The sequence below is a fragment of the Natronorubrum bangense genome, assembly GCF_004799645.1.
Classification (GTDB): Archaea; Halobacteriota; Halobacteria; order Halobacteriales; family Natrialbaceae; genus Natronorubrum; species Natronorubrum bangense.
Map to the genome: position 1 here is coordinate 535977 of NZ_CP031306.1, position 21774 is coordinate 557750.

General features: G+C 59.4%; 17 protein-coding genes and 1 pseudogene. 9 read left to right on the forward strand and 9 right to left on the reverse strand.

Translation table 11 applies throughout. The annotated features are described in order from the left end of the window. The first annotated feature begins 23 nt into the window (after positions 1–23). Both DV706_RS17910 and DV706_RS17915 read left to right on the forward strand, forming a co-directional pair. Positions 24–677 (forward strand): ribonuclease HI family protein, encoded by a 654-nt coding sequence (locus DV706_RS17910; protein ID WP_006066910.1) that lies wholly within the window; start codon positions 24–26, stop codon positions 675–677. Between the two features lie 596 nt (positions 678–1273). After that, positions 1274–1459 (forward strand): hypothetical protein, encoded by a 186-nt coding sequence (locus DV706_RS17915; protein ID WP_006066909.1) that lies wholly within the window; start codon positions 1274–1276, stop codon positions 1457–1459. A 205-nt stretch (positions 1460–1664) separates the two neighbouring features. Here DV706_RS17915 and DV706_RS17920 read toward each other — a convergent pair whose 3' ends face one another. Further along, positions 1665–1907 carry a PRC-barrel domain-containing protein gene (locus DV706_RS17920; RefSeq protein WP_006066908.1) on the reverse strand — a complete coding sequence of 81 codons (243 nt, stop codon included), beginning with the start codon at positions 1905–1907 and terminating at the stop codon, positions 1665–1667. A 207-nt stretch (positions 1908–2114) separates the two neighbouring features. Between DV706_RS17920 and DV706_RS17925 the strand changes: the two genes are divergently transcribed. Next, positions 2115–2474 (forward strand): hypothetical protein, encoded by a 360-nt coding sequence (locus DV706_RS17925; protein ID WP_136350953.1) that lies wholly within the window; start codon positions 2115–2117, stop codon positions 2472–2474. Between the two features lie 143 nt (positions 2475–2617). Here the strand turns inward: DV706_RS17925 and DV706_RS17930 are convergent, their stop codons facing one another. Then, positions 2618–3073 (reverse strand): OsmC family protein, encoded by a 456-nt coding sequence (locus DV706_RS17930; protein WP_006066906.1) that lies wholly within the window; start codon positions 3071–3073, stop codon positions 2618–2620. 886 nt (positions 3074–3959) lie between these two features. On the opposite strand from DV706_RS17930, the gene DV706_RS17935 reads away from it, so the two are divergent. Further along, positions 3960–5024 (forward strand): hypothetical protein, encoded by a 1065-nt coding sequence (locus DV706_RS17935; RefSeq protein WP_006066904.1) that lies wholly within the window; start codon positions 3960–3962, stop codon positions 5022–5024. A 134-nt stretch (positions 5025–5158) separates the two neighbouring features. Here the strand turns inward: DV706_RS17935 and DV706_RS17940 are convergent, their stop codons facing one another. After that, the gene (locus DV706_RS17940; protein ID WP_006066903.1) at positions 5159–8386 is read right to left on the reverse strand and encodes a PAS domain S-box protein; all 3228 of its coding nucleotides are present in this window, start codon (positions 8384–8386) and stop codon (positions 5159–5161) included. 329 nt (positions 8387–8715) lie between these two features. On the opposite strand from DV706_RS17940, the gene DV706_RS17945 reads away from it, so the two are divergent. The 3 genes from DV706_RS17945 (at position 8716) to DV706_RS17955 (ending at position 10754) form a co-directional block, all read left to right on the forward strand. Next, complete coding sequence (locus DV706_RS17945) at positions 8716–8967, forward strand: hypothetical protein (RefSeq protein ID WP_006066902.1); 252 nt, start codon at positions 8716–8718, stop codon at positions 8965–8967. A gap of 28 nt (positions 8968–8995) precedes the next feature. Further along, entirely contained in the window at positions 8996–9814 is an 819-nt protein-coding gene (locus DV706_RS17950; RefSeq protein WP_006066901.1) for a helix-turn-helix transcriptional regulator, read from the forward strand. Between the two features lie 112 nt (positions 9815–9926). Further along, positions 9927–10754 (forward strand): class I SAM-dependent methyltransferase, encoded by an 828-nt coding sequence (locus tag DV706_RS17955; RefSeq protein WP_006066900.1) that lies wholly within the window; start codon positions 9927–9929, stop codon positions 10752–10754. Positions 10755–10787: 33 nt separating this feature from the next. On the opposite strand, the gene DV706_RS17960 is transcribed toward DV706_RS17955, so the two are convergent. Beyond that, positions 10788–14507 carry a PAS domain-containing sensor histidine kinase gene (locus DV706_RS17960; protein ID WP_006066899.1) on the reverse strand — a complete coding sequence of 1240 codons (3720 nt, stop codon included), beginning with the start codon at positions 14505–14507 and terminating at the stop codon, positions 10788–10790. Positions 14508–14736: 229 nt separating this feature from the next. Continuing rightward, complete coding sequence (locus DV706_RS17965; protein ID WP_006066898.1) at positions 14737–15180, reverse strand: pyridoxamine 5'-phosphate oxidase family protein; 444 nt, start codon at positions 15178–15180, stop codon at positions 14737–14739. Between the two features lie 122 nt (positions 15181–15302). On the opposite strand from DV706_RS17965, the pseudogene DV706_RS22130 reads away from it, so the two are divergent. After that, positions 15303–15452: pseudogene (locus DV706_RS22130) on the forward strand (ATP-binding protein); the annotation flags it as partial. Positions 15453–15461: 9 nt separating this feature from the next. Here DV706_RS22130 and DV706_RS17975 read toward each other — a convergent pair. Then, positions 15462–16616 carry an ABC transporter ATP-binding protein gene (locus DV706_RS17975; protein ID WP_006066897.1) on the reverse strand — a complete coding sequence of 385 codons (1155 nt, stop codon included), beginning with the start codon at positions 16614–16616 and terminating at the stop codon, positions 15462–15464. Next, on the reverse strand, positions 16606–18426 hold the full coding sequence (locus DV706_RS17980) for an ABC transporter permease (RefSeq protein ID WP_136350954.1): 1821 nt from the start codon (positions 18424–18426) through the stop codon (positions 16606–16608). The genes DV706_RS17975 and DV706_RS17980 overlap by 11 nt, the downstream gene beginning before the upstream one ends. Before the next feature lie 74 nt (positions 18427–18500). Between DV706_RS17980 and DV706_RS17985 the strand changes: the two genes are divergently transcribed. Further along, positions 18501–18812: a thiamine-binding protein gene (locus tag DV706_RS17985; RefSeq protein WP_006066895.1), complete on the forward strand. Its 312-nt coding sequence runs from the start codon at positions 18501–18503 to the stop codon at positions 18810–18812. 34 nt (positions 18813–18846) lie between these two features. Here the strand turns inward: DV706_RS17985 and DV706_RS17990 are convergent, their stop codons facing one another. Both DV706_RS17990 and DV706_RS17995 read right to left on the reverse strand, forming a co-directional pair. Further along, positions 18847–19899 (reverse strand): thiamine ABC transporter substrate-binding protein, encoded by a 1053-nt coding sequence (locus DV706_RS17990; protein WP_006066894.1) that lies wholly within the window; start codon positions 19897–19899, stop codon positions 18847–18849. A 49-nt stretch (positions 19900–19948) separates the two neighbouring features. Beyond that, the gene (locus DV706_RS17995) at positions 19949–21703 is read right to left on the reverse strand and encodes an asparagine synthase-related protein (RefSeq protein ID WP_006066893.1); all 1755 of its coding nucleotides are present in this window, start codon (positions 21701–21703) and stop codon (positions 19949–19951) included. Positions 21704–21774 lie beyond the last annotated feature (71 nt).

Consider the following 21774-nt stretch of genomic DNA (forward strand, 5'->3'; position numbering starts at 1 on the left):
CGAAGCCTGAAGGAGGAAGTGGCGTGACCGCTGACCCCCTTCCAGCCGAACACCTCTCGTCGCTCGCCACGCTTGTTGATGAGGTACTCGCAGGCGTCGGCTACGAGGTGACGGCCGCCACAGACGTCATCGACAACGCTGTTCCCGGCTACGGCGGTCTCTTCGACCCTGCGACCTCCCCGACCGAGTTGCGTCGCGCGATCGAAACTCTGCCGGGGTCGGAACTCACTCACCCACCCGTCCCAGAGCCGACGAGCGACACATTCATCCTCTATGTCGACGGCAGCTCCCGGGGCAACCCCGGTCCCGCAGGGGCAGGCGCTGTCATCATGGACGCTGCGGAGGACCAACTTGCCCGTCTCGGCCGACCCGTCGGCTCCCGGACAGGGAACAACACCGCCGAGTACGTCGCTCTCCAGCTTGGACTCTCTCAACTATTGGCTCGCTACGAGCCACGTCGGCTGGAAGTCCGAATCGATTCGATGACAGTCATCCAAGACGTCTGGGGTGGCGATGATCCGACGGAATCGGGCGTCGAAACGTACAGCGAGGCCGTCGCAGCGGCGCTGTCGAGCATCCCGGAACACCAGTACACGCATCTGGCCGACAGCGACCCGAACCCCGCCGACGCATTGGCGACTGTAGGTGCCGATATCGCGGCCTTTGGGCCTGGCTAGTGACATCCTCCCCGTCGTAAACGACGGGGCCTCCCACGCCCACCAAAAAGGGCGGTTCGTTGGGAGATTTACGGTTTCGAGTCCGACGAACTCGTGGAGGTGCCACGCATCCGTTACTCCTATCCCGCACGGGACTCGGAGTTACTTGGTTATTTTCTGTCGGGCTGCGTCCCACGGGCTTACTTGTTTAATGAGGCAAACACCGAGTCAACTGCCAGTTTGTGGGATGTCGAGACGCGACGGGAGACCGGCGCGTCGACAAACGAATATACGTCCGTGGGGCACTAAGTCTTCCGTTGGGACGTTTGCGAAACGTGCGGCGCTGTATCCCCGCCCTAAAGGACGGGGTTTTAGCGCCTCAATTCATGATAACGTTACGCCGCTACGGATTTCGACGAAACCACCGAACTGTTGCTCGAGACTCTTTCACTCGCTGGTCGCTCACGCCATTGATCGACTGTTAAGCCGAGTGCGGCGATGGAATTGAACAGGGACCAGCCACCGGTTGTGATACCGTCAGCGGTAGTGAGACCTTGTGTTTAATTCACGCGACACAAATACGAGTACTCATGATCTCTCACTTGTATATTCTAGCTATGACTGCTCCCCTTCGAATCGTCGGTCTTGGCGTGGTCGGTCTCGTTGCACTGTGGATTGTCCTCGAAATCGTCGCCGTCGTCTTCGGAATCGTAACGTGGATTGTGAGTACGGTCGTCTCACTCGCGATTCTTGCTCTGTTGCTGTACATTGGCTACATCGTCGTTACGAACGTACTCTCCTGAAGTTGCAACACGCCAACGACTCAGAGCGTGTTCCAACTGGACTCCGTATTATCCACTTTAGAACGATTCGTTTGCCGTCTCGTAGTCGACGTACTCTTGATCACGCTCGCTCTACTCGAGCGATCCCGTCTCGCTGTTGTAGTTCGTGCCAGACTGATGTCTGTACCGTCTTGGATACTACTGCTTGACCTGCTGTTCAGGCCGTCTAGTCGGTATCGATAATAATCTGGTCGTTCACCGTTTTGATCTGGCTCACGGGGATCCGGAGCCGATCATCGTCTGTTTCGTCGGTGACCATTGACGAAGATTGGTCGTGCGGGTCGACAACGAGGTTGCAGAGTTCGCCGGATCCGGGCTTCATTGTGACGTTGTACAGCGTCCCAAAACTGGTGCCGTTGGTCCCGACAATAGATTTTTGCTGCAGGTCTCGGCCTAAGATCTCGTTCATATTGTCTCCATACTATATCTGTGTATTAAATAGCACGGGGACACAGCACTCTGCGAGACACAGCCTAGATAAATGAGTACGAATTGGTTACCCAATTTAGTCATCTCCATCAGAAATCCAATTCGGTTGGATTACGCCCAATCCATATTGAGTGTCCGAACTATCGGCCGCCCTTATCTCGTCGTTCCGTCGTATCTGAACTGCATCATGACAGATCGAACTATCACACGTCGCCGGTTGATATCGCTTGCCGGCGCGGGTGCAGTAGTGGGACTGGCTGGCTGTGGAGACCTCGGCGAGACTGACGGGGACGAGACGACAGCTGATGAGGATGGTGAGACAGACGAAGATGGCGAGCTGGACGAAGACGACGAGATGAACGACGAGGATGGGCTCGAGGAGGAAGAAGACGATGACGCGGATGAAACCGAAGCCGGTGATGGAGACGATGGCGCGGATGAGAACGGAACCGGTGATGAAGACGATGACGCCGAAGTTCAGGAGATTGAAGGGTATGGCCGCGACGCTGACCTCGAGGAAGACGGTGACGAGGAGAGCGGTGAGTGAGAGACGTAGCTGGCGTTGTATGAGGGTGTCGTAGAACGATTGGCATGGTGTTTCTCTCGCACCACCCAAGCTGAACTATCCGTTTTGATCACCAATCTAGTCTCCAGATACCGTGGCGATCGCTTGAAAAGCCATACTGTTGATCATTCGGCCGGTTCGATGGTCACGTTCGTTGGCGTCGGGTTTCCGATGTTATCGCCGACGGGACAGCGCTCCTCGACCTCCGCTCCCAGCGCATCTAGGGTTTCCTCGTTGGCATCCGACTCGACTTCGATGTTCACCTCCAGCTCTTGATACCCCGCTCGGACATCTTCGACGACGCCGAGGAACTTTCGAGGATCGAGGTCACCTTGAATCTCGATTTCGACGCTATCGAGATCGATTCCACGCTCTTCGCTGACGGTATGTACGACGACAGTAAGACAGCCAGCCCACGCGCCGATGAGGTACTCAACGGGGTTAGGGCCACTGTTCGTGCCGCCCAGTGCTGCAGGCTCATCCACGATGAATTCGAAGTCCCGGGCCTCGACAACCGTCTTCGTCTCGCTCTCACTTTCAGCCGAAACCGCGAATCGTTCGATCTGATCTGCCTTGCTCATTGATTCGTTCGAAGGGCCACTATCGTATCAAGCGAACGTTCGTGGATGAATGCACCGCCCTTGGTGACGCTCACGCCTCCCCTCTTTCCAGCGGACAGGCCTCTCGAACCGTTGTTTACCGCGAATTTGGATGGTAAAGAGAGTCATTGGTTTCGGCAACTATCGCCATTGATAGCGACTCTGGCAACCAAGTCACCTGCACTTACCGTTGTTGGGTAGTCACAGAGAGTCTGCGCTCACGGGTCGTTCCTCCCCGTTCGCTGTCCGCGGTTCTCACTCACTTCGTTCGTTCCGAACCGCGTACGCCGAACCGCGTACGCCGAACCGCGCTCTCGCCGTGCGATCGGATGTGTACTGACGGTCAGTGGCTGCGATAGGTTTCAGCGATGCAGAACCGACGGCTGTGCTCGCTCGAGACTCGAATGACTCCCTGACGAGACTCCGACGACGGTGTCCGTCGATAATCTGATCGGCGTCCTCGAGCCACACCGGAGCGTTCGGCAATCTCTCTAGGGGGAACTTGACACGACTGCCCGCTAGCAGACTGAGGAGTAGTCGAAGAATATGTGAGCAAGCGATCGTTCGAGGCTTCCAACAAGTCGGTCGAGAATTTGCTGTACCGCGCTTTTCACTCGGCGCTTGTTTTGCCTACTGTCGCCAATCTCTCTCAAATCGTTTTGTTCGTGCTTACCGCTGCCCCATTGGATGGTTGTACTGAACGCTGCCCGAGTCACTCACACTGAGTAGTCGCTGCCAACTCGATACCGAATATGTATCAGGCTTCACCAAACTCTTTTTCAAAATATAAACTGAAAAAACTGACTTACACATACTGAGAACGGTCGTCACTCCTTATTATTAATATATTGTGGGTATCTCAGACACAATGTCTACAACACAACGCGACGAGCGAAACGGAATCAACAGACGGACGTACCTCGGGATGGCCGGTGCGGCAGTTGTCGGCACGGCTGCGATCGGGACCGCATCAGCATCCACATCCGAGACCGTTACCGTCGCTGAAGATGAGCGAAAGGTCGTCGAGGTCGGCGATTCTGAGACGCTCGAGAACGTGCGGTTTGACGTCACTGCACCAGGCGCGGGCGTCACCATCATCGCAACGGGGACGGACTGGACGATTCGAAACGTTGCCGTTGAGGGGACGGTGGATATGGGCAATCACACGATCCTGGGCGTCGCCGATACCGATGGCGGGACGTCGCGTATCGAGAACGTGTGGCTCGGCGACGGCTCCGTCTATGAGGAGAAAGGCGCAATCGGGCTCTGGGTCGACCCTGATCACAGTGGGCACCTCGAGATCGAACGCGTCAACGTCCAGGAAATGAGTGACAATGCCTTCTACTGCTCTGCCCCCGGTGACGACCACGGCAGTGGTGGGACGGTCGCCATCCGCGACTGTTATGCGGCAAACTGTTGGACCTCTCACTACCGACTCGCCGAGGGCACTGTCGAGAACTGTGTTGCGTCCGTTACTGACGACCGTCAGTACCGCAAGGGGCGCGGTGTCTGGGCGTGGTCGCCCGGCCCAGTTGATGTCAAAGACTGTCACTTCGACATGAACGGTCACCACTACTCGTTCGTCGCCGGAGCAAACGAGGAAGGGAGTCAGATCGATGTCTCCGGGACGGAGTGGGATGACGAGTTCCATGGCGGATGGCGCACCATCGGCGATGGATCCGTGAATTTTAAGGACGGAAACGGCAACGATCCCGAAAACTTCGTCCCCGAAGGCTGTCCGACGTCAGCCGATGATGCAGTTCCTGCAGACGATGACCCTGAGGACGACGCCCCATCGCTCGATGACTATCGGAGTGATGACACCGACCGGGTCGAAACTAGCGGCCTTCAAAAGGCGTTCTCCGACTGGCGCAGTGGACACATCAGCATGGCGTTGCTGGCCACGGTTTTCGGCGCGTGGCTCAGTGGCTGAGACGATCGTTCAACTGAACGGTAGCGCGGAGTCCCCTGCTGCTCACGGCTTCGCCGTTCGCACGGTCAGCGGAACCCTTGATTCTGCACTATCCTCAACTCGACCAGCAGGATGTCACCGGGTCGCTGTCGTGGTCACTTATCCGCAGCATCTGCCGCTGGCAGCGTAAACGAGAACGTCGCGCCCTCACCCGGTTCGGAGTCGACCCAGATGTCGCCGCCGTGACGCTCGACGATCCGTTCACAGAGTGCGAGGCCGATCCCGGTGCCGTCGTACTCCTCGCGGCTGTGGAGTCGGTCGAACACCGTGAAGATGCGGTCTTGATTCTCGGAATTAATCCCGATCCCATCATCTGCGACCGAGATTACCCACTTCCCCCGACGGTGGTGGGAACCGACATGAACCCGCGGTGGCTCGTCCCCGCTGTACGTGAGCGCGTTTGAGAGGAGATTCTGGAACACCTGCCGCAGCTGACCGGCGTCGCCCTCGACACGCGGGAGGTCTTCGGCGGTAATCTCGGCATCATTCCCTTCAATCTGGAGCTGGAGATCAACGAGCACGTCGTCGAAAAGGGCGTTCAGATCCGTCGGTTCGAACGGATCGCCACACGTCTCGACGCGGGAGTACTCGAGGAGGCCGCCGATCATCTCACGCATCCGCTCGGCCCCGTCGACGGCGAACGCGAGGAACTCTTCACCGTCTTCGTCGAAGGCATCGCCATAACGCTTCTCGAGCAACTGGAGGTAGCTCGTGACCATCCGGAGTGGCTCCTGAAGGTCATGGGAGGCCGCGTAGGCGAACTGCTCCAACCGCTCGTTCGACTCCTCGAGTTTGCGCTGGTACTCACGGCGTTCGGTGATATCCGTCAAGGTGACGACGGCACGGCTCATGTCGCCACACTCGTCTCTGATCGGCATGCCGTGCTCCATGATGATGCGTTGTTCGCCGTCGAATGCGCTGATTTCGTAGACGTTCGGCTCCGTGACCTCGACTCCGTAGAGGACCTGGGACATCGTCCAGTCGTCCGAAGTGACCGGCTCGTCCGTATCCGCCCACACCGCGGGATACTTGTCGTACTCTGCGATCGACTCCGCGTCGAACACGTCGCCACCCCAGATCTCCCTGGCCGTGTCGTTGGCTCTGATCAGCGACCCGTCTGCGTCGGCGACGACAACGCCGATCGGGAGGATATCGACCAGCGTCTCTAACTGCTCCATGGTCCGCTGGCGCTCGAGTTCGGCGTGCTTGCGCTTGGTAATATCAGTCAGCGCGCCTGGGAACGTCAGCGGACTGCCGTCGTTGTCGCATTCGACGCGACCGCGTGCGACGACCCAGCGGAGTTCCCCGTCGGCGTTCCAGACACGGTACTCCGCTTCGTACTCGCTGCAGGTCTCGACAGCGTCCTCGACCTTGCTGACCACTCGCTCACGGTCGTTCTCGTGGACGGCGTTGATGAACCGATCGAGCGAGACGCCCTGCTGGGCTGCGTCTGGATCAACACCGAAGGTCCGCGCGAACGACTGCCCGACGACCATCTCGTCGTTCTGGACGTCCCACTCCCACGTCCCGATTGCGCCGGCCTCTGTCGCCGCCTCGAGCTGGGACTTGGCGTCCCGAAGATACCGTTCGCTCATCTTCTGCCCGGTGATGTCCTGAGACATGCCCATGGCGGCGAAAATCTCCCCGCTGTCGTCTCGAACCGGCATGAAATAGAACTGGTAGGACCGACCGCCGATCGTGCTCTCGAATTCGGATGCTTGGCCGTCGAGCGCGTCCTCGTACCGTGGGACGACGACGTCTGCCAGCTCTTGCGGCAGTGCGTCTCGAAGCGGCTCCCCCTCGAGGTCCGCACGCGTCACGTCCGTGTCTCCCTCTGGGGTGCCGCCGAAGGTGACGTACCGGAAATCCTCGTCGACGAGAGCGACAGCGCCGTTCGGGAAGTGTTCGACCAGGGTGTGGTAGCGCCGTTCGGACTCTTCGAGTTCGCGTTCGCGCTGCTTGCGCTCGGTGATGTCCTGGACTACGCCAACCGCACGAGTCGGCTCCCCATCGCTGTCGAAGTGGAACTCTCCCTGGGCCGATATGATACGCTGCTCGTCGTCGGCTCGGGTGATCTGGCACTCGAAATCCCACGTTCCCGTCTCGAATGCCTCTTCGAATCTCCGTTTCACTTCCTTGCGGTCGTCCGTCTGGACATGGTCGAGGAATGTCTCGAAGTCCCACTCGTCGAGCGGGTCGTCGTAGCCGAAGATGCGGTCGTGCTGTGGGGAGCGGATGGGCGAGTCCCTCGTCTGGAGGTCAAGCTCCCACGTCCCCATCTCTCCGGCTTCGAGAGCGAGCCGTAACCGCTCCTCGTTTTCCTGTAACTCGCGCTCACGCTGCTTACGTTCGGTGACGTCACGGTCGGAGACGATGATAGAGACGACGTCACCGTCGTCGTCCATGACCGGTCTGAAGACGCCGTCGAGCGTGTACTGTTCGCCGCTGGGCCTGGTGAGATCGGTCTCGAAATCGACGTATTCGCCGGCCGCTGCGCGCTTGATCCATTTCCTCACGTCTGCGCGGATCTCCTCGCCAGCTCCCCACCATGGCGTCTCCCAGAAGGGATCGCCGGCCACTTCGTCGAGGTCGGCCTCGATGTACTCCATCGCCGTCCCGTTGATGTCAACGACCGTTCCGTCAGGTTCGAGGAGGCCGACGAGGATGTTCGGGTCCTCGAAGATCGCCTCGAAGCAGCGCTTCGTCCGCTCGAATTCATGTTTGCGTTTCCGGCGCGCCGTCACGTCTCGAGCGACTGCGAGGACGTACTCCCGGTCGAGTTCAACGTGGGTCGCGGTGACTTCGACCGGATACGTCGTCCCATCGCCTCGCCGGTGGCGGCCGTCGAATGCGATCGTTCCGTTTGCCCGCAGTTCGTCGACGAGCGCGTGCCACTCGGTCAGATCGTCGATGTCGACCTCGAGGTCGGGAACGGATAGCGAGAGCAGCTCTTCCCGCGAGTAGCCACTGCGCTGACGGGCCGTCTCGTTGACGTCGATGTACTCCCCGGTGTCGGGATCGACAATCAGAACGCTGTCGGTCGAGTGGTCGAGCAAGGTCCGACACAGCTCGAGGTCGTGCTCACGTCGGTCTGGCGATGGCGGTTTTGGTGACAATCGTGGCTGCCACCAAACACGCTCGTTCGTGCCGACGGTCTTCGTCTCGAGTTCATCGTAGTCGACAAGGCGCTCGAGGCGCTCGTTGGTACTCTCACGATCGAGACCAAGCCGGTCTGCCACTTCGGTCGTCGTCAGTGGGGCTCCGGACTCCTCGAAAATAGAGAGTGTCTCTCGGAGCGTCTCGCTCAACGAACTGGCGGTCACTGTTGTGATCAATCTCTCACAAGTTATAAGATCATCGCCGGGAGAGGGAAGTTGGATACTGGTTTCGGTGGCGAGCGGCGTTTAGCTGGAAATGGGGCTGCTAAGCCCCCGTCCTCAAGGAGCGAACGGAGCAACGCGAAGTGAGTAAGTAGGGCGAGGATACAGCGCCCTACTCACTCAGTTAAAACGTGCGCCACCTAACTGAGTGCTCTACATAGGTAGCAGGCAGAGTGCCCCGGGCCACCGTGCCCGGGGCTGAATGCCGTCACTCAGTGCACCTCTCACTGCTGGTCTGTAGTTTTATAATGGGTTCTCCAAATGATAGACATATGCAAGAGGCAGAGCTCACCCACTCGCTGTCGTTCGGCCTCGACATTACTGAGGGTGAGCCTGCCAACTTGCGTGAGGCGTCGCTTGAAGCTAGACGTATCCGTAACGAAGTCAACCGTCTCGACCGGCAAGGGTGGGACTGGGACGACATCGAAACCCCAATCACTGAGCGCGCTAAACACGGACGCCGCGGGCCACCGCGCCCGCGGTACTTCACAGACTGGGTACTCGACGAGAGCCCGGCTAGATGATTATTATGTGCCAACACATACCATAGATATGGATGCAGAACTCGACGACATCGAGTTCCTCGTCAGTTCGGACCACCGCGTCGGGGTGCTCGACGCACTGGCCAGCGGTCCGTGTGATCGGGACGACCTCCGTACCACAACGGGAGCGTCTTCACCGACCCTGGGCCGAATCCTTACCGACTTTCAGGATCGCCACTGGATCGAGCGAGATGGGAAGACGTACCAGCTGACCGATTTGGGTACGTTCGTTGCCGATCGGTTCGAGGAGTTCAGGGACGCGATGGCGTATCAGCGACGACTCCGCGAGGTCTGGCCATGGCTGCCACACGAAATCGATGGATTTAGCCTCGAGTTGTTCTCCGACGTGGTGGTCTCCCAGCCAGGACCCGGATACCCCTACAGGCCTATCGAACGTCTCACAGAAAGTCTCACGACAACGAGAACGATGCGCGGATTCGGCATGGCACTGCTCAAGTCGGGGAATTTGGAGCCGTTTTTCGAACGGGTCCGAAACGGTCTGGAGTGTGAATACATCTACCCGCCTACTGTTTTCGAGGAACTCCTCTCGTGGGACGAAGAAACTGTCGTGGAGATGGCGACACAAGCCAACTACACCGTCCTGCTACACGATGACCTTCCCCTTGACGTCCGGTGTGGCATCTGCCTGTTCGATGAGCGTGTCAGCATCTGCTGCTACGACCCGGAAACAGGGACGTTACAGTCACTCGTTGACACCGGGAGCGACGGGATGCGTACGTGGGCGGAGACCTACTACGAACAGTTCCGAGACGAGGCCCGACCGCTCGAGGACGCAACCGACCTGCTCTCGGTCAAATCGCTCAACTGATCGACGCCACCCAACTCGAATTGGTCCCGAGACCGTGCTTTCACGGCGTGAAACATTTCACTAGGCATTTATACTTATGTTCGCGGTGTATCCGCGTTCGTGGTGAGTGCATATGAGCAATCACGCAAATCAATCGGCTGGCTGGCAGCTCGAAGGGAACGCCTCCGAGGCCTATGAACAGTACTTGGTGCCACCGATTTTCGCGCCGTGGGCCGAACACCTCGTCGAGACTGGAGAGATACACGCGGGAGATCGAGTCCTAGATGTTGCCTGCGGGACCGGTATCGTGGCGCGTCGAGTTGCTTCTCGAGTCGGCACTAGCGGGTCCGTCGTTGGACTCGACATCAACGACGGAATGCTTGCAGTGGCGGAGGACACCGCTGTCGACATCCAACCCTCGATCGAGTGGCGACAGGGCGACGCGGCCGACCTCCCGTTCTCCGACGAGGGGTTCGACGTCGTCTGCTGTCAACAATCGCTCCAGTTTTTCGACGATCCCGTCGCTGCAGTCACCGAGATGCGACGAGTCCTCGCCCCAGGTGGGCGTGTGACACTAAGCGTCTGGCGACCGCTCGATTTCCAGCCTGCGTACGTGATACTGACCGAAGCGTTAGAGCGGCACATCGGTGACGAGGCCGGAGCAATGATGCGCTCTCCGTTCCCTGAATGGGATGGGGAGGAGCTACGAACGCTCGTTCAGGATGCAGGATTCGATGACGTATCGGTCACCATCGAAATCGGTTCTGTCCGCTATCCGTCGGTCGAGGAGTTCGTTCGCCGCGAGGCAGCAAGCTCGCCGCTCGCTGAACCAATCGCAGCCGTCGAGCAAGAGGTGCGAGACGAGCTTGTTCACGAGGTTGAGGAGGCGTTGCATCGGTACAGTGACGACGAAAGCATCGTTTCGCCAATGGAGTCGTACGTTGTCACCGCAGACCGGTAGTTCACTGAAGATGGCGACGTCAGCACAGACCGTTCACGTATCGACAGTTGAAAGGGTAAACGAGAACGTCGATCCCTCGTCGGGTTCAGAGTCGACCCAAATCTCGCCGCCGTGGCGCTCGACGATCCGCCGGGATAGCGCGAGGCCGATGCCCATCCCCGAGTGTTCCTCGTGTGTATGCAGTCGTTGGAACACCTCGAAGATACGGTCCTGTTCATCTGGATCAATCCCAATACCGTTGTCCTGCACTGAAATAATCCATTGGTCGCCACGACGCGTGGCGGAAATGTCGACCTGCGGCGGCTCGTCCTCGCTGTACTCGATCGCATTACTCAGCAGGTTCTGGAAGACTTGGCGCAACTGGCTGTCGTCACCATCTACACACGGGAGATCGTCGGTTGTGATTTCGGCGTTGCTTTCGTCGATCCGCATTCGGAGATCTTCGCGAACATCATCAAGGACGTTGTTGAGGTCGACCGGTTCGAACGGATCGCCACGCGTTTCGATGCGCGAGTACTCGAGCAACCCGTCGATCATCGCCCGCATCCGCTCGGCCCCGTCGACGGCGAACGCGAGGAACTCCCGGCCGTCCTCGTCGAGGGCGTCGGCGTACCGTCGATCGACGAGTTGGAGGTAACTCGAGACCATCCGAAGTGGTTCCTGGAGGTCGTGGCTGGCCGCGTAGGCGAACTGCTCTAACCGTTCGTTCGACTCCTCGAGTTTGCGCTGGTACTCCCGGAGTTCGGTGATATCCTGCACGACGACCGTCCCTGCGTAGACCTCGTTGTCGGCGTTCCTGACGGGAAGCGTGTGCGCCAGCAGGTGACGTTCATCGAGATCGATGTCGAACGTACTCGATTCGCCGTCGAAGACGGCACGGAAGTATGGTTTGATCCGGTCGATAAGTTCGTCGGGATACCGTCCGTAAATCGTCGTGCCGACGATCTCGTCCGGTGAGAAGCCGAGGTCGTCGATGAGTTCACCGCCGGCGACGCTGTAGGTCAAGTCCTCGTCGTAAAGCCCGACCGCACCGTTCGGGAAGTGTTCGACGAGCGTCCGGTAGCGAAGCTCGCTCTCCTCGAGCGCACGCTCGCGCTCCTTGCGTTCGGTGATATCGTCGACGATTCCGACGATACGGCGAATTTGGCGCTCCTCGTTGTGGACTGGGACAGCCTGTACGTCGAGCCACCGAACCTCGTCGTCGGGTCGAACGATACGGTACTCCTCGTCAAACCCGTCGTCCGGCACGGCCTCGTACGCTTGCTCGACGCGCTGATGGTCGTCAGGATGGACCGTCTCGAGGAACGAGGTGGGATTCTCGTACAGCCACTCTCGGTCGCGCCCCCAGATCGTCTCGGCGGCGGGATTGATATAGAGCAGTTCTCGCGTGTCTGGTGTTTCGATCCACACCATCTCCTCGAGATTCTCGGCAAGCATCCGGAATCGCGCTTCGCTCTCTTTGAGGGCGCGTTCGCGCTGTTTCCGTTCGGTGATGTCACGCGCGACGCCGATTCGTTCGCGCTCGTCGCCGGGTAACATAGCGAACGTCGCCTCTGCTGGGACGCGACCGCCGTCTGCCGTCCGTAATGTGGCTTCCATCACCGGTTCGTCGACGCTGCCCTCCGCAATCACCTCCTCCAGCACTGTTGCCCGTTCGATGGTATCCTCGTCGGCGACGAGCGAGACGTGCGATCCGAGCAGTTCCTCCCGGGAGTAGCCGGTCAGCTCGGTGTACGCGTCGTTGACCATGATGAAACGGCCCTCTTCGTCGACCGTGTAGATGCCGTCGTTGACGGTCTCGACGATCGTCTCATACTTCGCCAGTTCCCGCTCGCGCTCCTTACGCTCGGTGATGTCCAGGGCCATCGTCATTCCCCCGTGAATCTCGCCATCCTGATCCGCAAGGGGAACGACGTGGAGAATCCACTCGCGCCCCTCGGACGTGCCCTCAACCGATTGCGTCTCGCCTTCAAGTGCGGCCCGGAACGCGGGTTCGATCGTTTCGACCACGTCGTCGGCCCACACCTCGTGGAGGTGACGGCCTTCGACGTCATCCGGCGAGTGGGGGAGGTAATCAAAGGCCTGGCCCTCGGCGAGCGTGTACCGAAGCTCCTCGTCGAACTGGGTGACGACCCCGTTCGGGAAATTCTCAACGAGTGTCCGGTAGCGACGTTCCGACTCACGGATTGCCTGCTCGCGCTGTTTCCGTTCGGTGATGTCACGGAAGTACACTGAGAGCCCGGTTTCGGAGGGGTACACTCGAACTTCGAACCATCCGCCGAGGGTGGGTAACGTTTCCTCGTAGGACACTGCCTTCTGCGTCTCGAGTGCCTGGTGGAACGCCTCGTAGCCGTGGGTGTTTCTGGATTCCGGAAACATCTCCCAGACCTTCTCTCCGATCAGCTCTTCCGTGGATCGCTGTAGGAGTTCCTCGGCACGCTTGTTGACATGAGTAAATCGAAAGTCTTCGTCGACGGCGTAGAACGCATCGGAGATCCGGCCGAACACTCGCTGGAGTTCGCTCTCGAGTTCCTGTTCGCGCTCGTGACGCTCGGTCATATCGCGGGCGACTTTCAGATACCCTTGCGGTGTTCCGTCTTCGTCGTGAACCGCTGTAATCGTCACGTTTGCCCAGAAGCGTGTGCCGTCCTTTCTGACGCGCCACCCTTCGTCTCCGATCGATCCCGTTTTGGCGGCCCGTTCGAGATGCCGTTCGGGGGTCCCCGTTGCTCGATCTTCTTCGGTGTAGAACGTCGAGACGTGTTCGCCGAGAATCTCTTCGGACTCGTATCCCTTGATCTCCTTCGCACCCTCGTTCCAGCTGGCGACGTGACCCTTCGGATCGAGTCGAAAGATCGCGTCCTCCTCGACGGCGTCGACCAGCGACCGAAACCGACCCTCGGTTTTACGGCGGGCATCTTCCGATCGCTTTTGGTCCGTGATATCGTAGTATAGTTCGATTCGGCCGCCGGCGTACTGCCCCGATTCGATCGGTTTACTCTGGTGTTCGAGCCAGCGTTCTTCACGGTTGTCGCTTGCCGTGACACGGCACTCGAACTCCTCGATATAGCTATTGTCGTCGTACGTCGCCAAGACCGTCTCTGCAAATCTGTCCGGATCGTCGACTGTGTCCGCGACGAGTTCGTGGACGACCTGCCGTTTGTCGCGGCCGATGAGGTCGTCCCGATCGAGGCCGAAATATTGTTCAATCGTCTCGTCGGCCCACGCAACTTCGAACTCGGCGTCGAGAATGAAGACGCCGATGTTCGCCTCGTCAAGAACGCTCGTGATCGAATCGTACGACGCCTGTGCTGACTCGAGTGTGGCCACCCGCTGCTTTTGTTCGGAGACGTCCCGAACGACGCCGATCGATCCCTGAAACTCCCCCTCCTCGATCAGCGGGTTGATCCGTAGTTCACAGGGAACCACGTCTCCATCGGCGGCTTGGACGCCGAGTTCGAAGATGACAATGTTCTCATTCTCTGTTTCGATCTGATTCTTGATTTCACGCTCGATGTGTGCAATATCGTCGTCGGTGAGAACGAGCGAGACGTCCTCGCCGAGGAGTTCCTCGCGGGAATACCCCGTTGTCTCGATGATCACGTCGTTGACCGCAACGAAGTGCCCGTTCGAATCGAGTTGATACACTCCATCGCCGATCGTGTTGACGAGCGTCCGATACCGGCGAAGCGCTACCTCATCATTGACGTCACCCCAAAATGCCCCGTCGGGGGACCCCGCTCGTGTACTCATTACTCCTCAATGATCAGTGTCCAAGTTAAATCACTCGCCGATCGTACAAGAGTTTATGTTTTGTCTGGAGATTATCCAGTTAGACGTATTATTTCGCAGGATTTTGATATCCTCCACACGACGGAAGTCGTGGGCGTTCTCCTCGATGTTCTGTAAACGACCACGGGTCAGGTGACCCGTGAAACGCTCGCTGTTTTCTTCAGATACCGTGCCGTATCCGGCGTTGAGGTCACTGCTCGAGTTCGAATTTCGTCTTTGTCCGCCCGTCGCCGATGTTTTCACGACCGGTGAGAGATTCAATCTCGAGTTCATACCACTCGATCGCCGTCTCATTTGCTTCCTGGCGGACGGGTGTCTCAACGTTCGCAGCGTTCGTGAAAAAGATCGCTGCAGCCCAGTTCGCAACGTCCTCACTCGAGAGCGACACCAGCGATCCAGTGGCGATCGCACTCTGCCACGTATCGTCAGCATCGTACTCGTAGGTCGTCAGCGTGACAGTGTCGCTTGCCTCGAGAAATTGTTGTTTTTGACTCGCTGTGTCGAGCACGAACTGCATGATACACCGTCCCGTCTCCAAGTCATACCCATACGAGATTGGAACTCCATGCCCATCGTTATCGTCCGCAAGTGAGAGCACGCCGTGGCCACGACTCGCAAAAAATTTCTCGGCCATTTTTGCAGATATGCCGTCGCCAATGTTAGCCATATATCATATTTTCCGCTCTCCCTTTAACCCCTTCCGATTGACATCCGAGGACGGGACGGCTACGACTCGAGTGCGTACCTCAATTCGACTATCTTCAGGCGCTCACACCTTCTGCTTCGCTCGGCGAGAACATCCAGTCACACAGTCTCTCGGAACACGATGTTCTCCACAACGAACCCGAATTCCTGTTGTGCACGGAGTTTGAGATTCGGGAGCCACAAACGTACTACACGGTTTTGCCGACTCTCCTACGAAACGTCGACCACGTGTGCGGCCTCGGGTTCGAACGCCACCTCCACCTCGCCGGACAAGGGGTCGTGTGTCCGCACGAGCAGCTCCCGATCGTACCACTCGAGATGTACTCGCGTCGTTTCGCCGAGGAACTCGGCGCTCACGACGGTTGCAGTCGTCGCGTTGGCACTAGGCTGGTCGGACAGCCGCTGACCGCTCGAGCGCTCTTGTCCTCCGTCGACCCGCAAATACTCGGGTCTGATACAGAACGTGACCTCGTCGCCGATTGCGATTTCGTGTTCAGCAACGGCAATCGTGACCGTCTCGGGGCCGATATCGATTTGAGCCTGTGGCAATTTGCCTGTAGTCTCGTCTACTGAGGTGACGGTGCCAGTAAAGACGTTGTTGTCGCCGACGAACTCCGCGACGAACCGGGTTTCGGGGCGGCGATAGATCGCTTGCGGAGGTGCGATCTGTTCGGGTGTTCCCCCACGCATGACGGCGACCCGATCGGAGACGGCGAGTGCCTCCTCCTGATCGTGGGTGACGTAGATCGTTGTAATCTCGAGTTCCTGCTGGATTGCTTTCACCTGAACCCGCAGTCGTTCTCGGAGCTGGGCGTCGAGCGCACTCATCGGCTCGTCGAGCAAGAGCACGTCGGGGCCAGGTGCCAGCGCCCGAGCGATCGCAACCCGCTGTTGTTGACCGCCCGAAAGCTGGTCCGGCTTGCGAGCTTCCATCCCTGCGAGATCAACTAACTCGAGGAGTTCTGAGACGCGCTGTTCGTCGGAGACGCCACCAGGTGCGTCGGCGAACTGCAGCCCATAGCTAACGTTTTCGCCGACAGTCATGTGCGGAAAGAGCGCGTAGTTTTGGAAGACAACGCCGATATCACGATCTTCAGGCGGGACCCCGGTGACGTCCTCGCCGCCGAACGAGAGGACGCCCTCGGTGGGCGTTTCGAAGCCGGCGATCAGCCGGAGCGTCGTCGTTTTGCCACAGCCGGAGGGGCCAACGAGGGTGAAAAACTCGCCCTCGAAAACTGATAGTGAGACGTCGTCGACCGCAGTCGTCTCCCCGTAGCGTTTACTGACACTCTCGAGTTCGAGAGCGATCGGTGCTTCGGTGTTTGGCGACGCGACATTTGACAAGACGTCCTCTTCAGATGCCAAAGCTCTCACCCCCAAGTCGATCGATGATAACGAAACTCACGCTCGTGACGACGAGCAAGACAACACCCATAGCGGTTGCCGGTCCGAGTCGCCGCCCGATGAAGCGTTCGATTGCGATCGGCATCGTGTACTGGTTGGTCCCCGTCGCGAGAATGATCGTCGAGGAGAACTCGCCCATCGAGATCGCGACGACAAACACTGCCCCGGCGACGACGCCCGGCCAGACCAGCGGCAGTTCGACGTCGACAAGCGCCCGAACTCGAGAGGCTCCGAGGGCTCTTGCGGACTCGATGAGTGATCGGTCGATCGACTCGAGGCCGGGGGCGACCGTCCGAACGACGAACGGGTAACAGGAGACAGCATGGGCGGCGACGATTGCAAGTGCGCCCGCGATCGTAATTTGCCACCCTGCAATCTCGACGCCGAAGACGGGACCTCGAAGGAGGCCGATACCGACGATGATCCCCGAGACGGCAAACGGTGCCATCAGGGTGACATCGACGAGTTTTCGCCCGCGATACTGCCGGGTCGTCAGCACGGAGATCGCCAGCCCCATCGGCAAGGCGAGTGCGAGCGCGCCTGCTGCAAACACAATCGAGTTGCGGATGGCCGTCCACGGCTGCACCTGAAACGCCGCGGCACTCGACTGGCGATCGATGAGAAACTGGTAGTGGGCGACCGTGAGCCCGTTGGGCCCGCTGACGCTCGCATAAATCATACTAACGATCGGTGCGACGAAGACGAAAATAGCGACAACGCCGTAGATCCCGAGGCCGACTCGGGGGAGGAGTTCCCGCACTGAGGCCGTGTTCGGAACGAGCGATCGGCGCGGAAGCGGTCGAATGCCCCGCGATCGGACGACGTGTTTCGCCTCGTATCGGAGATAGGCATAGAGAATACCGAGTGAAATGACGAGTTCGACGATCGCCAGCGCGGCGGCTTCGGTGTAGTTCAAGTTCTGGATCAGGTTGTAGACGAACACCTCGACGGTCACGAGATTGAGGCCCCCAAGAGCCAGCACTATCGGAAACGTTCCAAATGTGAAGACGAAGGTGAGCGCGGCACCCATCAGGATAGCCGGGTAGAGCTGCGGGGCGACGACATCCAAGAACGCACGGTGTGGACTCGCCCCCAGACTTCGGGCCGTCTCGATGGCACTGGCATCGACTGACTCCCAAGCAGCCGTCGTCACCCGTGCAACGAGTGGGGCGTTGTAGAAGGCGTGAGCGAGCAACACGATCTCGAGGGTGTACAACATCTCGAACGGGCCGAGGCCGACGGTCGAAAAGAGTCCGTTGACCGTCCCATTGCTACCGAACGTGGCGACGAAGCCAACGGCAACCATGATCGACGGCATAACGAACGGCAGGATCGTTAGCGATCGAAGTGTTCGCCGGCCGCGAAACTCATAGCGGGCAAGCAGGTACGCCGCCGGAAGCCCAAGGGCGACGGCGACGAGCGTCGAGAGCCCCGCCTGATAGGCGGTGAAACCAACAACCCCGAGGCGGCGATCGCTCGAGAGGAAATCCTGTCCAACAGCAAGCGGTGACTCACCCGAAAGCAGTCGGGCGAAATCACCGAAGTAGAACGGATCTCGCAGGAGGTCGGCAAAGACCGAGAGTGTGAGGACGCCCTCGACGAGAACGGACTCGATGAAGACGGTCGCAACCGGATAATAAAACATCAACACCAGCAAAAGCCCTGTCAAGATGCCGAAACCGGCGATTGCCCGCCGTTCGACGGTTCCGTGGATTCGCCGAGCCAGCGTGTCGGAACTGGCGTCTTGCCGGCCAGTGCTGTCGGCCGTCATGTGGCTTTGCTCCATGTAACCGGCGGTGTCAGCCAAACCCAACGACTATACTGTGGTCGGGCAAATGCCGTGATATGACCGTATTCGGACTGCTTCGTGTCACGCCAGTAACGACCGAGGACATCACCGAAGACGTCGCCGCGGCAATCGACGCACTCGAGAGCCACGACGTCACTTACGAGACGACGCCGATGGCGACGATCATCGAGGCCGAAGACGTTCACGAACTGTTTGCCGCCTGTGCGTCCGCCCACGACGCAGTCAGTACCGACGAAATTCAGACGCTGGTGCAGGTCGAAGAGAAACGAGCCGTCGAAATGACCGGGGCTGACAAGATGGATGCCGTCGAAGGCGAACTCGGCCGCGAGGCTCGAAGCGACGAGTAAGCCCCGACTCGAGTCGCTCATCGACTCCATCTGTTTAATTGCCACCCGTGACTTCACGTTCCCAGTTGCGCAGCCACGTCGAGAGGTTGTCCTCGAGTTCGTCGTATCCAAAGAAGACGGGTTCTTCCGGGTCGACCGCGTACTCTTCGTACACCTCTGGGAGTTCGGTTTCCGTATTGACTGGCCCAGTAACGTTTCGCTCGGCGATTACGGCCTGGACCTCCGGCTCGAGGATGAAGTCCATGAACTCGTAGGCGAGTTCGTCGTTCGTTCCCGCTGCAAAGCGGGCCATCCCGGCCATGTTGGTGTACCCCTGCCCGTTCAGCAGCGCGACCTGGTGTTTCTCGAGGTCGTTGCCAAAGCGCTTGGCGAAGACGCGATCGTTTGTATAGGAGACAACAGCCTCCGATTCACCCTCGGTGAATCGGTTGTAGACGTCACCCCATGAGTTGAGGATCCGTGCGTCGTTATCCGCGAGGTCGTTCCAGTAGTCGATCGCTCCCTCTTCGCCGAACTCGTTGACCGTCCAGAGGAAAAAGAGGAGACCAGTCGTCGACCCGTTGGGGTTCGAGAGGGCGAGGTTCCCTTCGTACTCCTCGGAAAGCAGATCCTCGAAGGTTTCTGGGGCTGACAGCGATCGGCCGTCGTAGACGATTCCGCAGTGGCTCTGGAAGGTCGGAATCACTCGATCGTGGGGATCGAAGTAGAACTCCTCGCCGATGTCGCCGGCGTTCGAGAGTTCGCTTTCGTCCGTCGACGCGAACAGATCGCCGTCGATGTTCTCGTCGGCACGCACGAGATTCTGTGGTCTGACACCAAGGAAGAGTTCCGCGTCGATCTCCGCACCCTGATTGTGACGTTCGACGTAATGATTGAGTTCCCGGCTTGGCGTCTCCCATCGGAGTTCGACATCGTGGCGCGACTCGAACTCGTCTTTGATCCACTCGCCCGGACTATCACTCGGTGCATCGATAAACGACTCGTAGGTGCCGACAGTAAAGGCATCGTTACCGTCGCTTCCAAGACAACCAGCTAAACCGACAGTCGCGATCCCCGCACTCGTCGTGAGAAACGTACGCCGTCTCATTACTGGGTAATCTCACCCGGTGGTATGTAAGGGTCGCGTTTCTGTTTTCTCAGTCCACACAACCTGTCAGAATGGATAATACAGTTGTCTCCGGGACTGGACTACCCGCATCCGAAAGGTCAAGCCGTCCCGTTTCGGCCAGCGTTCGAATCGCATAGAAGCTCTGAACCGGTGGTAGCCGCCTGCGCAGCTCGTCGTCAACCGCGCCGTACCACGCGAGGGGATGCTGTTCCGGCTCACCCCATGCCGACTGTGGGGCGAGAAACGGCGGTTCCCAGTCGCCGCCGCGTTCGGTGAACTGACCGACCGGCGTCTGTCTGAGCAGCGAGAGCTGTCGATCGACCGGCGAGAGCGATCGGTCCGTAATCGCGGCTCGCCGATATGAGACGCCGGCAGCCCGGCGGTAGCGATCGACGGCAAGTTCGGCATGGGCTCGCTTCTCGCGACGCCATTCGAGTGGCACCTGTTCCCAGGCCCGAACGTACGCTGGATCCCATAGGGGGAGCCACCAGTCGACGCCCGCATTTTCGTACGCCCGCAGGTCACCGTTCGTAAACGTGGCCATGCGACCGCGCCACTCCCAGCGCTCGTAGCTTGCGGCGGCGCGTGCGGGATCGACAATGGAGTCGGGGTCTCGATCGCCGAGCAACCCGCGACGAATCCGATCGCGAGCAGCCGTCCGAAACGCCTCGTCGTCCCACTCCCAGAGCGTGTAGTGGGTCTCGAGTACGTAGTCGACGAGCGCCTCGGTCGACGGGGCAATAGTCTCTCGATCAGGCGTCTCCGTCGCATCAACGGCCGGCCCGCAGCCAACGAGGGTTTCGGTCTCGCTTCGATTGGGTTCTCCTACAAACACTGGAAGGCGTTCGCTTGGGGTCGCGACGGTGTGGCCCGGACAAAACAGCGCGTCTCGTGGGAGCCGATCCACTTCGAGAAGTCGGTGGAGCGCGGGGACTTCTGCGAGAAACGGGAGTGCGTCGCCACCGAAGGCTCGAGCGCGGTACTGTTTCGCCCTCGTACTGTGATACCACTCGTCCCACAGGGCTTCGTCGTACGCGACGAACTCCCAGCGGATTCCGAGCCGGGTCGCAACCTCGCGGCTCACTTCGACGTCCGGATGGCCCGAGCGACCGAACGTAAACGCGATCACGTCGCGACCGCGGGCAACGAGTGCCGACGCAAGCAGCCGGGAGTCGTAGCCGCCCGACAGCGGCAGGACGATCGGCCGATCGCCGGCAACACGCTCTAACCGATCGAGGGCGATTTCGAGAGCGGGTTCCAACTGCGTGACCGGGTTCTCACTGTTCTCGGCGTACTCACTCGATGGACCGGCGGGCCAGTAGTCGCGATACGTTCGCTCGGTGACCGTGCTGTTTTCGAGGGTGACGACCGCACCGGGCTGAGTCGCATGGACGTCTCGCCAGATCGTCTCCGAACCCGTCACGTACCGCGTGAGCAGGAACTCGCTTTCGGCGATCGGATCACGCTGGGCACCGATAGTATCCCGGACGACCCGGCCGCGATCCGAGACGACGGTTCCATCGGCGTCGTAATAGATCGGGATCGATCGGGCTCCGTCGGCGACGAGCGTCGCTGTTTCGTCCGTCGTAAGAACCGCAGCATAAAATCCCTCGAGCTCCGTGGCAATGGCCGATACGGAGTCGAGTGGCCGCTCCTCATCGAACTCGAGGAACCGCGCCGCGAGCCGCTTCCCCTCGAGTACTGTGCTGTCGTCGAACGCTTGCCCGCGAACTGCACAGCCGTCGACGCATATCCAGTCGTTCGCCCGGAGAGTCGTCTGCACAGTCAGACATTCGGGGAGCTGTATATAGATTCGGCGGCTGGTTGCTCCGTCACTGATCGATCGAGTTTGGC

Coding starts and splice junctions, on each gene's coding strand:
- DV706_RS17915 (WP_006066909.1), top strand. CDS start 1,274: ATGACTGCTCCCCTTCGAATCGTCGGTCTTGGCGTGGTCGGTCTCGTT.
- DV706_RS17985 (WP_006066895.1), top strand. CDS start 18,501: ATGACCGTATTCGGACTGCTTCGTGTCACGCCAGTAACGACCGAGGAC.
- DV706_RS17980 (WP_136350954.1), bottom strand. CDS start 18,426: ATGACGGCCGACAGCACTGGCCGGCAAGACGCCAGTTCCGACACGCTG.
- DV706_RS17930 (WP_006066906.1), bottom strand. CDS start 3,073: ATGAGCAAGGCAGATCAGATCGAACGATTCGCGGTTTCGGCTGAAAGT.
- DV706_RS17925 (WP_136350953.1), top strand. CDS start 2,115: ATGACAGATCGAACTATCACACGTCGCCGGTTGATATCGCTTGCCGGC.
- DV706_RS17965 (WP_006066898.1), bottom strand. CDS start 15,180: ATGGCCGAGAAATTTTTTGCGAGTCGTGGCCACGGCGTGCTCTCACTT.
- DV706_RS17960 (WP_006066899.1), bottom strand. CDS start 14,507: ATGAGTACACGAGCGGGGTCCCCCGACGGGGCATTTTGGGGTGACGTC.
- DV706_RS17955 (WP_006066900.1), top strand. CDS start 9,927: ATGAGCAATCACGCAAATCAATCGGCTGGCTGGCAGCTCGAAGGGAAC.
- DV706_RS17935 (WP_006066904.1), top strand. CDS start 3,960: ATGTCTACAACACAACGCGACGAGCGAAACGGAATCAACAGACGGACG.
- DV706_RS17990 (WP_006066894.1), bottom strand. CDS start 19,899: ATGAGACGGCGTACGTTTCTCACGACGAGTGCGGGGATCGCGACTGTC.
- DV706_RS17920 (WP_006066908.1), bottom strand. CDS start 1,907: ATGAACGAGATCTTAGGCCGAGACCTGCAGCAAAAATCTATTGTCGGG.
- DV706_RS17950 (WP_006066901.1), top strand. CDS start 8,996: ATGGATGCAGAACTCGACGACATCGAGTTCCTCGTCAGTTCGGACCAC.
- DV706_RS17945 (WP_006066902.1), top strand. CDS start 8,716: ATGCAAGAGGCAGAGCTCACCCACTCGCTGTCGTTCGGCCTCGACATT.